Annotated in this window: 13 protein-coding genes; 8 read left to right on the forward strand and 5 right to left on the reverse strand. The window is 41.9% G+C overall.

Features of this window, described 5'->3' with window-relative positions; translation table 11 throughout:
• Window positions 1-166 precede the first annotated feature (166 nt).
• The 6 genes from Bovatus_RS07680 (at window position 167) to Bovatus_RS07705 (ending at window position 7306) form a co-directional block, all read left to right on the forward strand.
• Window positions 167-2209: a TonB-dependent receptor plug domain-containing protein gene (locus Bovatus_RS07680; RefSeq protein ID WP_004300635.1), complete on the forward strand. Its 2043-nt coding sequence runs from the start codon at window positions 167-169 to the stop codon at window positions 2207-2209.
• A gap of 23 nt (window positions 2210-2232) precedes the next feature.
• A complete protein-coding gene (locus Bovatus_RS07685) occupies window positions 2233-4206 on the forward strand; it encodes a YncE family protein (protein ID WP_004321384.1) in 1974 nt (657 codons plus the stop codon).
• A gap of 36 nt (window positions 4207-4242) precedes the next feature.
• On the forward strand, window positions 4243-5028 hold the full coding sequence (locus Bovatus_RS07690) for a DUF4465 domain-containing protein (RefSeq protein WP_004300637.1): 786 nt from the start codon (window positions 4243-4245) through the stop codon (window positions 5026-5028).
• A 288-nt stretch (window positions 5029-5316) separates the two neighbouring features.
• Window positions 5317-6690 carry a tryptophanase gene (locus Bovatus_RS07695; RefSeq protein ID WP_004300638.1) on the forward strand — a complete coding sequence of 458 codons (1374 nt, stop codon included), beginning with the start codon at window positions 5317-5319 and terminating at the stop codon, window positions 6688-6690.
• An 80-nt stretch (window positions 6691-6770) separates the two neighbouring features.
• Window positions 6771-7073 carry a GNAT family N-acetyltransferase gene (locus Bovatus_RS07700; protein ID WP_004300639.1) on the forward strand — a complete coding sequence of 101 codons (303 nt, stop codon included), beginning with the start codon at window positions 6771-6773 and terminating at the stop codon, window positions 7071-7073.
• A gap of 8 nt (window positions 7074-7081) precedes the next feature.
• Entirely contained in the window at window positions 7082-7306 is a 225-nt protein-coding gene (locus tag Bovatus_RS07705; protein ID WP_004300640.1) for a (4Fe-4S)-binding protein, read from the forward strand.
• 161 nt (window positions 7307-7467) lie between these two features.
• Here Bovatus_RS07705 and Bovatus_RS07710 read toward each other — a convergent pair whose 3' ends face one another.
• From Bovatus_RS07710 to mutY, 4 genes are all read right to left on the reverse strand, one after another.
• Window positions 7468-8100 carry a 4'-phosphopantetheinyl transferase family protein gene (locus tag Bovatus_RS07710; RefSeq protein ID WP_004300641.1) on the reverse strand — a complete coding sequence of 211 codons (633 nt, stop codon included), beginning with the start codon at window positions 8098-8100 and terminating at the stop codon, window positions 7468-7470.
• On the reverse strand, window positions 8078-9433 hold the full coding sequence (locus Bovatus_RS07715; RefSeq protein ID WP_004300642.1) for a gliding motility-associated protein GldE: 1356 nt from the start codon (window positions 9431-9433) through the stop codon (window positions 8078-8080). Before Bovatus_RS07715 ends, Bovatus_RS07710 begins: the two co-directional genes overlap by 23 nt.
• A gap of 77 nt (window positions 9434-9510) precedes the next feature.
• A complete protein-coding gene (locus tag Bovatus_RS07720) occupies window positions 9511-9990 on the reverse strand; it encodes a single-stranded DNA-binding protein (protein WP_004304191.1) in 480 nt (159 codons plus the stop codon).
• Window positions 9991-10081: 91 nt separating this feature from the next.
• On the reverse strand, window positions 10082-11131 hold the full coding sequence (mutY, locus tag Bovatus_RS07725) for an A/G-specific adenine glycosylase (protein WP_004300644.1): 1050 nt from the start codon (window positions 11129-11131) through the stop codon (window positions 10082-10084).
• Between the two features lie 211 nt (window positions 11132-11342).
• On the opposite strand from mutY, the gene Bovatus_RS07730 reads away from it, so the two are divergent.
• On the forward strand, window positions 11343-11618 hold the full coding sequence (locus Bovatus_RS07730) for an HU family DNA-binding protein (RefSeq protein ID WP_004300646.1): 276 nt from the start codon (window positions 11343-11345) through the stop codon (window positions 11616-11618).
• Window positions 11619-11901: 283 nt separating this feature from the next.
• On the forward strand, window positions 11902-13476 hold the full coding sequence (locus Bovatus_RS07735) for an Rne/Rng family ribonuclease (protein WP_004300647.1): 1575 nt from the start codon (window positions 11902-11904) through the stop codon (window positions 13474-13476).
• Between the two features lie 43 nt (window positions 13477-13519).
• Here the strand turns inward: Bovatus_RS07735 and Bovatus_RS07740 are convergent, their stop codons facing one another.
• On the reverse strand, window positions 13520-15076 hold the full coding sequence (locus Bovatus_RS07740; RefSeq protein ID WP_004300648.1) for an ATP-binding protein: 1557 nt from the start codon (window positions 15074-15076) through the stop codon (window positions 13520-13522).
• Window positions 15077-15166: the final 90 nt, after the last annotated feature.

The following is a 15166-nucleotide window of genomic DNA, read 5'->3' on the forward strand; positions in this document are numbered from 1 at the left end:
CGTTGAGTCTAATGAACCGGACAAGTCGTCTATCATTTCATTCATCACTCTAATTCAGAGAAAGTGTGTTAAAACGAATAAACTCTGCCAAGTTTATTTATGCGTGTCCGGTCGAAGGGATTTCGCCCGGACACTTTTAAATAGCAACAGACAGAAAAAGAACTAAATGAAAGAGAGAACATTTAAGAAAATGATCTTTGCAGTATTTTACTGCCAATTCTTATCCATACCACTTTTTGCACAACAGCAAAAGGTAGATACGACACATACATATTCTATTCCTGAAATAACAGTATCAGATATCTATCAGACTCGCGAAGTACGTTCTACCGCTCCCCTGCAAGTATTCTCCAAAGACGCCCTGAAAAACCTGCACGCCCTGCAAGTATCCGACGCAGTGAAACACTTTGCCGGAGTGACCGTAAAAGACTACGGAGGTATTGGCGGACTAAAAACTGTATCCATACGAAGCCTGGGAGCACAACATACCGCTGTTGGCTATGACGGGATCACCCTAACCGATTGCCAAACGGGACAAATCGACATCGGGCGTTTCTCACTTGATAACGTAGACAGACTTTCTCTAAACAACGGACAAAGCGATAACATCTTCCAACCTGCCCGCTTCTTTGCGTCAGCAGGCATCTTGAATATCCAGACACTTACTCCACAGTTCACAAAAGACAAAAAAACCAACATAGCAGGAGCTTTCAAAACAGGTTCCTGGGGATTAGTCAATCCCTCCCTCCTGCTGGAACAACAATTCAATAAAACATGGAGCATGTCAGTCAATGGCGAATGGATGTCTTCTGACGGACATTATCCATATACACTGCGCTATGGAAGTGCAGAAGGAGATCTGTCCTCACGTGAGAAACGGAAGAATACAGACGTACAAACATTCCGTGCTGAAGCCGGACTTTACGGTAACTTCTCCGATAAAGAACAATGGCGGTTGAAAGCCTATTACTTCCAATCCTCCCGGGGACTACCCAAAGCTACCACTTTCTACAACGACCATTCTACCCAACACCTGTGGGATAAAAACACTTTCATACAAAGTCAATACAAGAAAGAATTCAGCCAACAATGGGTATTCCAAACCTCTGCCAAGTGGAATTGGAGCTATCAACGTTACCTAGACCCCGATACAAAGAACTCATTAAAGAAAACAGAAAACAGCTACTACCAGCAAGAATATTACCTTTCCGCTTCTGTACTATACAGACTGTTGAGCAACCTCTCATTCTCTCTTTCCACCGACGGAAGCATCAACACCATGAACGCCGATCTAAACAACTTTGTACACCCCACGCGCTATTCATGGCTAACGGCATTCGCCGGCAAATACGTGAATGACTGGTTAACAATCTCCGCATCCGCATTAGCAACCATTATCAATGAAGATGTAAAGAAAGGCGGCAGTGCCGGCAATCACCGTAAATTAACCCCTTATGTAAGTGCTGCATTCAAACCTTTTCATAATGAAGAATTCCGTGTACGCTTCTTCTATAAAGACATTTTCCGTCTGGCAAGTTTCAACGACTTATATTACGAAGAAGTAGGAAACACACAACTAAAGCCGGAAAAAGCCAAACAATACAACATCGGACTGACATACAACAAAAATGTATGCTCGTTCCTACCCTATTTGTCAGCAACCATCGACGCTTATTATAATAAGGTAACAGATAAAATCATCGCTTATCCTACCAAGAACCTTGCAGTATGGAGCATGAAAAACCTGGGACAAGTTGACATCAAAGGTATTGATGTTACAGGAAGCCTCTCCCTCCAACCCGGGGAAAAAATCCGCATCAACCTCTCGGGTAACTATACATACCAACGAGCATTAGACGTTACCCCACCCGATCCAAACACGTATGAATCAACATACAAACACCAGATAGCCTACACTCCCCGCGTCTCCGCTTCGGGGCAGGCAGGTATCGAAACACCATGGATCAATCTGTCTTACTCATTCCTATTTTCAGGAAAGCGCTATGCGTTGGGACAAAACATTGCCGAAAACAGATTAGATAGTTATAGCGACCACAGTATTTCTGCAAGCCGTGATTTCCTGATAAGAAAAGCCACCACCTCTTTCAGCTTGGAAGTACTGAACCTGATGGACAAGAATTACGAGATTGTGAAATACTTCCCAATGCCCGGACGATCTGTAAGAGCAACAATAAAAATAAGATATTAAATATTATAAAATAAGATATTGACGTGAAAAGGAAATTAATATATATATTCTGGTGCTGGCTGTCATCGATCTTGTTATTCATGGCATGTGATGACATGGAAGACAAACCTTTCACATCAGGCATTATAGGTGATCCGACAGAAACAGGTACCGCCGAATTATATGTATTATGTGAAGGACTGTTCAACCAGAATAACAGCTCATTGGCACGTTTCTCTTTCGGTAATCAACAAATGGTTCGTGATTACTTCAAAGCAGTCAACCACCGAGGATTAGGAGATACAGCCAACGATATGGCTATTTATGGAAGCAAGGTGTATGTCGTAGTCAACATCTCCAGTACAGTAGAAGTGATAGATTTTCGTACAGGAACCTCATTGAAACAAATTCAGATGCAGGCAGAAAATGGGAGTTCCCGCCAACCACGCTATATCACTTTTCATAAAGAAAAAGCATACGTATGTTCCTATGACGGAACCGTTGCGCGTATAGACACAACTTCCCTCTCCATAGATGCTATCACAACAGTGGGACGTAACCCTGACGGCATTTGTGTACAAAACGAAAAGCTATATATTTCCAATTCCGGCGGATTGGATTATTCATCAGGGCTGGGTGTAGATAATACAGTATCCGTTGTCGATATTGCCACATTCAAAGAGAGTAGCAAAATTATAGTAGGCCCGAATCCCGGTAAAATAATAGCAGGTCCGGATGAAACCGTCTATGTAGCCACCCGTGGCGAAGATATAGAAGCCGGAGATTATAATTTCGTCAAGATAGACTGCCGGACAAACAAAGTCACTCAATGTAACGAGAAAGTGCAAAACTTCGCCATCGACGGAGACATAGCCTACCTATATAATTACAACTACACCACACAGACTTCTTCTATCAAGATGTTCAATCTGAAAACAGAAGAAACAATCCGTGAGAATTTCATAACCGATGGAACTGTGATAAAGACACCTTACGGTATCAATATCAACCCTTACAGCAACAATGTATATATCACCGAAGCACGCGATTACACCACTTACGGCGACTTACTTTGTTTCAACCAACAAGGACAACTCATGTTTCGCCTAAACAACATCGGACTTAACCCGAATACCATCGTATTCAGTGACAAAGCCTCACAAAGCAATATTGACGACAATGACGATGACACGGAAAACCCTCTAGCTTTCGCCAATAAAGTATGGGAATACCGCCCTGCTCCCGGACAATTTATCAATACTACCACATCAGCATACAAGGATGGATTTACCTACGATGAAATATTGGAAGAAGCAACCCGCAGAATCCAGCAAAAATCGCTTATTACATTAGGAGGATTCGGTGGCTACATTGTTTTAGGATTCCCACAGCCCATTCCGAATGTAACGGGAGAATATGACTTCAAAGTAAGAGGTAATGCTTACTACAATTCCAAAACCGGAACAGGAAAACTGGGAGGAAGTGCCGAACCGGGAATTGTATTCGTATCCAAAGATGCAAACGGTAATGGAAAACCTGATGACGAATGGTATGAACTGAAAGGCAGCGAATACGGGAAAGATACAGAAACCCGAGAATATGAAATAACCTATTACCGTCCGAACCTAGCCAACCAAAATGTTTTCTGGAAGGATAATAAAAAAAACGAAGGATATATTCTCCGCAACAGTTACCATAATCAGGAATCCTATTATCCACTTTGGATAGAAGATGATGAAATCACATTTCAGGGAACACGCCTAAAAGATAATGCTGTCTTAGAAAATGGATTATGGGTAGGATATTGTTATCCATGGGGATATGCAGACAACCATCCCAACACCAAGGAAGGCAGTAATTTCAAGATAGATTGGGCTGTGGACAGTAACGGCACACCAGCCGACTTGGATCAAATAGATTTCGTTAAGATTATGACTGCAGTTAACCAAGACGCAGGACAAATGGGTGAAATATCAACCGAAGTCACAACCGTTGAAAACTTACATTTCAAAAAATAATCAACAATTTATTAATAACTAAAATTAGAAAAGAACATGAAAAAATTATCCTTATTATTACTATTATCAGTATTTATATTTTGTGGCTGTAGCGATGATGACGATACAAAAACATACATACTTAGCTTGCCTAATTACGAAACTCATACACTCGACATGGGCGATCAAGAAAATCCGGATGATTCATGGTCAGTAAGTAGTGAGTGGGGAACAACTAACTATAAATACAATCTGTTAACTGACGCAAGTGGAATCTTTGAATTTGACTGTGTATCTTCAACATACGGTTTCTATTCAGATAGCTTTGCATTTACGAATTGTACAGTAGAAGATTGTCCAGACTTCGCAAGCTATGATTATCGCGCTATCACCAAAAAAGGGGTAATCAATAATACATACGTTATCGTTGGAGCTGCCGGATATAAAATCGGAAAGAATTCTGATAAAGAAGCCGCAATACGATTCAGAGATCACGACAACCCTAATGAACTGGAAGACTATAGAGTAAAAGGACTATATGTAACAAACAGTGTCTATGCTTATAGCAGTATGAAAGAAGGAACTGGATATTATGGTGAAGAAGAAATATTCGGAAGCAACGACTCATTCAAACTTACTATCTACAATTATGATAAAACAATGCACGTAGATTGTTATTTGGCAGAAGGAACCAATCTCCTCGATCAATGGAAATGGGTAGATCTAACTTCATTGGGAGAAACGAAAGGACTAAAATTCTCATTAACATCTACCAAAAAGAATGAATACGGTCCATTGACACCGACCTACTTCTGTCTTGACGGTATCACTATCGAAGACTAAATAACCACTGCTCGATTGACCTCAACCTATTATATATTTATTTTTAATCAGCCTATTGATTACCAATAATCAAACTTATAATCATACTCAATCGAATGCATAATTTTAAAGAGCCGGATATCCTTTTAAGGGATCCGGCTCTCTTTATATCTTCTTACCACAAATTGATATATCACTAGCCTACGGAGAAATAATTCCATCAGCCACAACTTACAAAAAGTCATCATATATTTGTTAATCACGCAGATTTTAGCTACATTCGTCGACCTAAACTATAAATCTACAACAATGGAATTACCTTTTGCTGAATCATGGAAAATCAAGATGGTAGAACCCATCCGGAAAAGCACACGTGAAGAGCGTGAGCAATGGATTAAAGAAGCACATTATAATGTCTTTCAACTCAAATCAGAACAAGTTTATATCGATCTCATCACCGACTCCGGCACCGGAGCGATGAGTGACCGTCAATGGGCGGGAATGATGCTAGGTGATGAAAGCTATGCCGGAGCGACCTCATTCTTCAAGTTGAAAGAGATGATTACGAAACTAACAGGATTTGAATACATCATACCAACCCATCAGGGACGTGCCGCTGAAAATGTTCTTTTCTCTTATTTGGTACATGAAGGAGACATTGTGCCCGGCAACTCACATTTTGACACCACCAAAGGGCACATCGAGGGACGTCATGCCATCGCATTAGACTGCACCATCGATGCAGCCAAACAAACCCAACTAGAAATACCGTTTAAAGGAAATGTAGACCCTGATAAATTACAGAAAGCCCTCACAGAATACGCTGAACGGATTCCTTTTATCATCGTCACCATCACCAACAATACAGCCGGAGGACAACCCGTCTCTATGCAAAACCTGTACGAAGTACGTGCCATCGCCGACAAATATGGCAAACCCGTACTTTTCGACTCTGCACGTTTTGCCGAGAATGCCTACTTCATCAAAATGCGCGAAGAAGGTTACCGAGACAAAACTATCAAAGAAATCACACGGGAAATGTTCTCTCTTGCCGATGGCATGACAATGAGCGCCAAGAAAGACGGAATCGTCAATATGGGCGGATTTATTGCCACGCGACGTGCAGACTGGTATGAAGGTGCAAAAGGCTTCTGTGTACAATACGAAGGCTATCTCACCTACGGAGGCATGAACGGACGGGATATGAACGCCCTCGCCATCGGACTGGACGAAAACACCGAATTCGACAACCTCGAAACACGTATTAAACAAGTGGAATACCTGGCAAAGAAACTGGATGAATACGGAATCCCTTACCAACGCCCAGCCGGAGGACACGCCATCTTCATTGATGCGCCTAAAGTGCTGACACATGTTCCTCAAGAAGAATTCCCGGCGCAGACGCTAACCGTAGAGCTCTACCTGGAAGCCGGTATCCGTGGATGCGAAATCGGTTATATCCTTGCCGACCGTGATCCGGTGACCCATGAAAATCGCTTTAACGGCCTTGACCTACTTCGCCTCGCAATCCCCCGCAGAGTATATACCGACAATCACATGAATGTAATAGCTGCCGCCCTCAAAAATGTATATGAACGCAGAGAAAGCATCACTCATGGAGTACGTATCGCCTGGGAAGCTCCCTTAATGAGACACTTCACAGTTCAATTGGAAAGATTATAAACTTGGAGAATATTTGTTCGCGTAAAACAAAAGTGTTCCCCAAGTGTTTATATTATAATCGAACTTAATACGTAAAAATTATGGCAGAAGATTATAAATTAATAGACAACGAAGAAAAACATCGGTATGAGTTTCAGATCGATGGCAAAATAGCTGAAATAGACTATATCAAATCAAACAATGGAGAAATATACCTTGTACATACCGAAGTACCCGCCTCATTAGGCGGCAAGGGAGTAGGCTCACAACTTGCGGAAAAAGCATTGGCAGACATCGAGCGACAAGGTCTACGCCTGGTACCGCTTTGCCCGTTTGTAGCCGGATATATTCACAAACATCCGGAATGGAAGCGAATTGTAATGCGTGGTATTCATATTAAATAAATACATATATGGGAAAAAAAATTGAATATACCAATGGTGAACTGACCATTGTGTGGCAGCCTGAATTATGTCAGCACGCCGGAATATGTGTAAAGATGCTACCCAATGTTTATCATCCCAAAGAAAGACCCTGGGTGCAGATTGAAAATGCGACAACAGAAGAATTAATTGCACAAATCGGCAAATGTCCGTCAGGAGCATTGAGCTATCGACTTAATAAAAAAGAGAAATAACCCAATAGTGAAAGACTTCGCTTGAAAGGCTTTGAATTCATAAAAATGAGATTGCTTCAAAATAAAAAAATGAGGCAGTCTCATTTTTCGTTTTAGAAAGACACTACATTCGGACAATGATAACACACCGAGAAAAGAGCCTCACACATTTCCTCGTCCGTTCAATTCAATGTCCACGTCAATACAAAGTCCGGACAAATACGATAACCGACAGAATAAAGTTCTTGCTGCGCCGTAACTAACTCCTGAACCTGAAACGTCCCCTCCTCTTGAGGAATAAAATGCGTCAGCCGGAGTTTACGAAGATCAGCATCCGCATTTTCCATCCGCTTGAAAACAGCTTCCTTTGCCGACCAATGCAATAACAGCCCCCAAGTTATATCTCCCTGATAAGATTCTACTTGCTCGTCAGGACGGACATAGCGGTCGCATACCTTGTGAACCCGTTGGGCATATTGTTCAATGTCAATGCCTACCGGAACCGAAGAAGCAAGCATCACCGCCACATAACCTTTCGTATGAGAAATACTGATAAAAAAAGAATGATCTGTGAGATAAGGTTTCCCCTCGAGAGAGTAACCGATTTCCTTATCCTCCTGCAACATGGAATACAGCAGAACACGAACCGACAACCATTCCATCTTACGACGTTCGGAGACAAAGCGATTCAATTCCTGCTCACAGAAAGCTCTTCGCGCACCGGGCAAAAGAAGCAATAAAGCATCCAAAGACTCTTCCATCTTCCAGACAGCCCACTGTATGCCATTCGTCTTATACTGCAGAAACGACGCCATCTTCCATTTCTTTCGGCAGAATTGTAAACTTAACTTTCAATATACGGCGACTATCCATTTCGAGCACTTCAAACTCATAATTGTGATACGTCACTTTCTCATGCAGCGCCGGGAATTCACCTTTAATTTCGAGCAACATACCTGCCAATGTATCTGCATCTCCCACCACCTTTTCAAATTCGTCTTCGTCTACTTTTGCAATCTTATAGAAATCCGTCAACTGCGTTTTCGCTTCAAATATCCAGGTATGGTCATTCAAAACAACGTATGTACGCTCTTCATCATCGTATTCGTCGTGAATCTCACCTACAATCTCTTCGATAATATCCTCCATCGTTACCAGCCCGGAAGTTCCTCCAAACTCATCCACAACAATAGCAATATGAATCTTATTCGCCTGGAAGTCACGCAGCAAATCATCAATCATCTTCGTCTCCGGCACAAAATAAGCCGGACGAATCAATGACTGCCAACGGAAATTATCCCCCTTATTGACATGAGGCAGAAGGTCTTTAATATACAGCACCCCTTTAATATTGTCCCGTGAACCGGAATAGATAGGAATACGTGAATAAGCATTTTCAATGATACATTGCATCACCTCCTTGAAAGAGGTACGGATATCCAGATCGACCATATCCAGACGTGATGTCATCACCTCCTTCACGGTTTCCCCACCGAAACGGATAATTCCCTCCAGAATATTGTTCTCTTCAGAAAGCTCCGCTTTATCCGTCAATTCCAACGCGTGCGACAGTTCATCCACAGAAATATTGTGACTCTTCTTCACAAAATGCTTATTCAGAAAAGTTGTCGAACGCACAAGCACAGTAGCTATCGGACGGAATACCTTTTCCAGAAAGTAAATTCCCGGTGCCGAAAAACGGCAAAAGGCCAATGTTTTCTGTGCCGAATAAATCTTAGGCATAATTTCACCGAACAACAACAGGAGGAAGGTCAGGATGACGGTCAGTATCAGGAACTCTGCCAACGGAGAATGGAAAACAAACACATTCATAAAGAAGAAATTGCAGAGCATGATAATGGTCACATTCACAAAATTGTTCGTAATCAATATCGTTGCCAAGAGACGTTCGGTGTCCCCAAGAAGAGCACTTATTTTATCGTCGGAAGGATGATTGCGCTCATCAATATCATTCCGATCAGAAGGAGATAGCGAGAAAAAAGCTATTTCGGAAGCCGAAGCAAAGCCGGAAGCAAGCAGGAGCACACCTGCCAGCGCTATGGCAATAATAGCAGAGATAGAAGGAGTGTTTACGGTAATACCGTTGAAAATGTCAGCCAATTGGCTTAAATAACCATCTGAGTCCAAAGAGTTTATATTTTAGTTAAACAAAAGATAATGTGCCAATGAGTTAGAAAAAATCGATTGGCACACTATCACATTATTTAGAACGGCAAATCATCTGCCGGATTATCTTGTACAGGTTGCGCCTGCGACTGCTGCGTTTGTTGCGGCTGGCCGGCAACCGGTTGTTGCTGCTGTCCCATAGCAGGCTGTCCGGAAGCAGAAGCTCCCGCACCCGGGTTGGCTCCTTTCGGAGACAACATTTCCATATTATCCACATAAATTTCGGTGATATAGCGCATAGCACCCGACTGATCGCTGTAAGAACGCGTTCTTATTTTCCCTTCCAGATACAGCTTGTCACCTTTGTGCACATATTTATCTACAATCTCTGCCAAACGGTTAGATGCAACGATATTATGCCACTCTGTTCTTTCGGGAATCTGGGTTCCATTAGCCAACGTATATCCACGATCCGTCGTAGCCAATGGGAAAGTTGCCACTGCCGAACCTGTATCGAAGTATTTCACCCGAGGATCTTGTCCTACATTTCCTACCAATATCACTCTATTTACTGACATATCTGTATCAAGTTTATGATTCTTAAAATTAAATCTGCTGCCAAAATTAAACAGAATAACAATAGGATGCAAGAATTTTAAGTATTAAAACTTAATACTTGCCATTTAGTGCTTGCAGCAGAGTTTGCACCAGCCTTGAAATAGCGTACTGCTCCAGTTCCTCCACTTTTATTTTCTGGAAATCACCGAAAGAAGTCAAATTTTCAGATAATGTTACTTCATACAGATTAGCATAAATCACCCGGTGAGACAACACATGCTTCACTTCCCTGCAAACAGAACGCACCACCGGCACTTCCCCTGATGCAAAGAATGCACGGAATTCTGGCAAAGCAAGAAACTCTTCTTCCGAAAGAGCCGTCGGAGTCTCTATCAATGGCAATTCGAACAGATTCTTCCAAATATCATTTCCTGTTCGTTTATTTATAAAGGTATACGCGCCCGCACGTACATAAATATAATTGAAGTAACGGTTGGTAGTCTTTGTTTTATGCTGTTTCACCGGAAGCTTTGTCACTAACCCCTTCGAAAGTGCCGAGCAACCGCCTGCCAAGGGACAAAACAAACAGTTGGGCGACTGCGGAGTACACTGAATCGCTCCGAAATCCATTATCCCCTGATTGTAAACAGCCGGATGCTTCTTATCCAACATCTCATCTGCCAATGCTGCAAAAAGTTTCTTTCCTTCCGTCGAATCAATCGGAGTATCTATACCGAAATAACGTGAAAGCACCCGATACACATTACCATCCACCACCGCATAAGGCATACCGTAAGCAAACGAACAGATAGCTGCCGCCGTGTACTCCCCCACTCCTTTCAGAGCCAGCACTTCCGGATATGTTTTCGGGAAAACACCATTCATGCTTTTGGCGGCAGCATGAAGATTGCGGGCACGCGAATAATACCCCAACCCCTGCCAATACTTCATCACCTCGTCCTCATCCGCAGCAGCCAAAGTCTGTACATCGGGAAAACGCTTGATAAAGCGAAGAAAATAATCATACCCCTGCGCCACCCGCGTCTGTTGAAGAATAATCTCCGAAATCCAGATCAGATACGGATCGGCAGACTCCCTCCAGGGCAGTTCACGTTTATTCTCTTCATACCACTCTACAATCGTTTTCGTAAACTCGTTCATATCCTCATTCCTAATGTATTATCTAACATTTATCTTGTATATCCTACTCAAAAGGCACACAAAAGTAACTCTTTTAGCTCTAAGAAAACCCTATGCCACTATTTTTTTAGAAAAATGTGCAGAATATATTTTTTTAGGAGCTTAAAAAGCTATATATTTGCAGTCCAAAAAATTAGCAATAACATAGTAATAATATTTTTTTTAAGGAAAAATGACTAAAGCAGATATTGTAAACGAGATTACAAAGAAAACTGGGATTGATAAGCAGACAGTTCTTACAACAGTTGAGGCATTTATGGATGCAGTAAAGGATTCACTGTCTAACGATGAGAACGTATACCTGCGTGGGTTTGGTAGTTTCGTAGTAAAGAAAAGAGCACAGAAAACTGCTCGTAACATTTCTAAAAACACTACGATCATTATTCCGGAGCACAACATTCCGGCTTTCAAACCGGCTAAGACATTTACAATTTCAGTAAAGAAATAATAAACAAGAGTATTAACCCATAAAATGTGAAGCTATGCCAAGCGGAAAAAAGAAAAAAAGACATAAAATGTCTACGCACAAGCGTAAAAAAAGACTAAGAAAGAACAGACATAAAAGCAAAAAATAATTTTTAAGTCTGGATCACACAGAAATAAAGAACAAACTTGCGAAGCTAATGTCTTTCAAGTTTGTTCTTTGTTTAAGTAGCTAACCCTAAATGAACAATTTGTCAAAAAAGTTGTTCATATAAACGAGATTCAATCAATAATAAGGAAACAAAACAGTGACAAATGAACTAGTAGTTGACGTACAGCCCAAAGAGGTCTCCATCGCCCTTCTCGAAGATAAGAGCCTGGTGGAACTTCAAAGCGAAGGAAGAAATATTTCTTTCTCTGTGGGCAATATGTATTTGGGACGTATCAAGAAATTGATGCCCGGACTGAATGCATGCTTTGTAGACGTCGGTTACGAGAAAGACGCTTTCCTTCATTATTTAGACTTGGGTCCTCAATTTAACTCACTCGAAAAGTTTGTAAAGCAGACTTTAAGCGACAAAAAGAAGCTGACCTCCATCAGCAAAGCAACCCTGCTTCCCGACCTTGACAAGGATGGAACTGTATCCAACACCCTCAAAGTAGGACAAGAAGTAGTGGTGCAAATCGTTAAGGAACCGATCTCCACTAAGGGACCGCGACTGACGTCCGAAATTTCGTTTGCCGGACGCTATCTCGTACTGATCCCTTTCAATGATAAGGTTTCTGTTTCACAAAAAATTAAATCGAGCGAAGAGCGCGCCCGCCTTAAACAACTGCTGATGAGCATCAAGCCTAAAAACTTTGGTGTCATTGTCCGCACGGTAGCCGAAGGCAAACGCGTAGCCGAACTCGACGGAGAGCTTAAAGTTTTGGTTAAGCATTGGGAAGATGCGATGGTAAAAGTACAAAAAGCCACCAAGTACCCGACGTTGATTTATGAAGAAACCAGCCGCGCCGTAGGTTTGTTGCGCGACCTCTTCAACCCATCATTTGAGAATATTCACGTCAACGACGAGGCTGTGTACAATGAAATTAGGGATTACGTATCACTGATTGCGCCCGACCGGGCTAATATCGTGAAACTGTACAAAGGCCAACTTCCCATTTACGACAATTTCGGTATCACCAAGCAGATTAAATCATCGTTTGGTAAAACAGTCTCTTACAAGAGTGGTGCCTATCTGATTATTGAGCACACTGAGGCGCTTCACGTAGTAGACGTGAACAGCGGTAATCGCACCAAGAATGCCAACGGGCAGGAAGGTAACGCACTCGAAGTAAATCTGGGAGCCGCCGACGAGCTGGCCCGCCAACTGCGATTAAGAGACATGGGTGGTATCATTGTCGTCGACTTCATCGATATGAATGAAGCCGAAAACCGTCAAAAGCTTTATGAACGAATGTGTGCCAATATGCAGAAAGACAGGGCACGGCATAATATTCTGCCGCTTAGCAAATTTGGGCTAATGCAGATTACACGCCAACGTGTGCGTCCGGCAATGGACGTCAACACGACCGAAATCTGTCCTACTTGCTTCGGCAAAGGCACCATCAAATCGTCCATTCTCTTTACGGACACTTTGGAGAGTAAAATTGATTACCTGGTCAATAAACTGAAGGTTAAGAAATTCTCGTTACACGTCCATCCGTATGTTGCCGCCTACATCAATCAGGGACTCGTTTCCCTGAAACGGAAGTGGCAAATGAAATATGGATTCGGTATTAAGATTATTCCAAGTCAGAAACTCGCATTCCTGCAATATGTGTTCTATGATACACATGGAGAGGAAATCGATATGAAGGAAGAAATCGAAATCAAATAGACAAAAGGCGGCTCGTTAGGTACGGGTCGCCTTTTTGTTTGATCTATTTCTCTTCCACTATCCACTTTTCAATATTGCGGGTTTCCGCACTGAAATTTACTCCTATTTTAAAAAGCTTCCGTCCATCCATCTCGAAAGGAAGAGCATAGTGCTTGTCGTTTATCTGTTGTAAAGCCTCTTCTGCCGTACCGTTCAGTTTAAATTCCATGATATAGATGAAATTGTCTGTCTGCAAGACAAGATCGATGCGCCCTTCGCTTGTATGATATTCCACTTTGGCATAGAAGCCAACCAGTTTAAAGACGATGAAAAGTACATTCTCGTAATGCAGTTCCTGGTCGCGAATCACTTCGTAGGTGGTATCTGCAAAGAAACTTTGCAGGCGACGGAAGAAAGAGTCGTAATCGCCGGATTCCACTTCACGAACAAACTTCTGAATTTCAAAAGGAGATTCTACCTTATTCACATTCGCATAATAAGGAAGCAGAAAACGGACAAACCCCTCTTCTACTTCACGATTCGGGAAACCTAAGCGGTATATTCCAAAACGTTCGTCATACCCTTTAATGGTGAGGTAGCCACTCTGATAAATCACCGGAATAGGATTAGTCGATTCGGAGTCTATACTATTCAATACTTGGGCATCGGTTTCTTCGTGTGTCATCCGCTCCAAGTCATAATGATGTTTTTGCAGTAATTTCACCAGATAAGTGGGTGTACCTGTTTCAAACCAGTAGCTGCCAAATTCTCTATACTTAAAAGCATTGAGCAAACTAAACGGATTATACATACCGATTGAATGGTGCGTAAAGTGATAGCCGTCATAACATTCTTTCAATTCTGCACAGAGTTTATCATACGTCACACCTCGAACATCAGCAAATTCATGAAGCTCGGCATCCAAAGTATCATGAAGTTCCTGATCGCTAACCCCACAGATTTCAACATAATCTTTTCGCATGGATATATCGTCCAAGTTGTTCAAGTCACTAAACACACTGACTTTGCCAAACTTTGTCACACCGGTAAGGAATGCAAACTTGATGCAACCGTCCATTGTTTTAAGCGCTCCATAAAAAGGCTTTAATGTATTCCGAAATTGCTTTTGCAATTCTTCATTACCGATGGCTTGCAACATGGGTTTGTCATATTCATCGACAAGAATAACCACACGTTGCCCCGCCAACTTACAGGCACGCTCTATGATACCGGCAAAACGCAAAGAAAACGAACGTTCGGACGGCTCGGCACCATATAGTTTTTCCCATGCTGTCAGCGATTTATCAAGTATATTATCCAGACTTTCGGATGTATCATATTTCTCGATATTAAGGTCCAGATGCAGTATAGGATATTTTATCCAGTCCTTTTCCAGTTTTTCCACAGCCAACCCTTCAAACAGTTCTTTCTTTCCTTGAAAATAGGCCTCTAAGGTGGAGACGAGCAGACTCTTTCCGAAACGGCGCGGACGACTCAAGAAGTAATAACTTCCGGTCTTTACCATTTGATACATCAGTGCTGTCTTATCAATATAGAAATAACCGTCATTACGAATTTTTTCGAAATTCTGAATGCCGATCGGATAAATTTTATGGCTCATATTCTCTTCTTTTATAAATCAATGCCTTTCTTGCAAAGATATATATTTTTAATAGAACTCTTTGTCATGGCAAGTTAAAAGATTCTTTTC

This window comes from Bacteroides ovatus, assembly GCF_001314995.1.
Lineage (GTDB): Bacteria > Bacteroidota > Bacteroidia > Bacteroidales > Bacteroidaceae > Bacteroides > Bacteroides ovatus.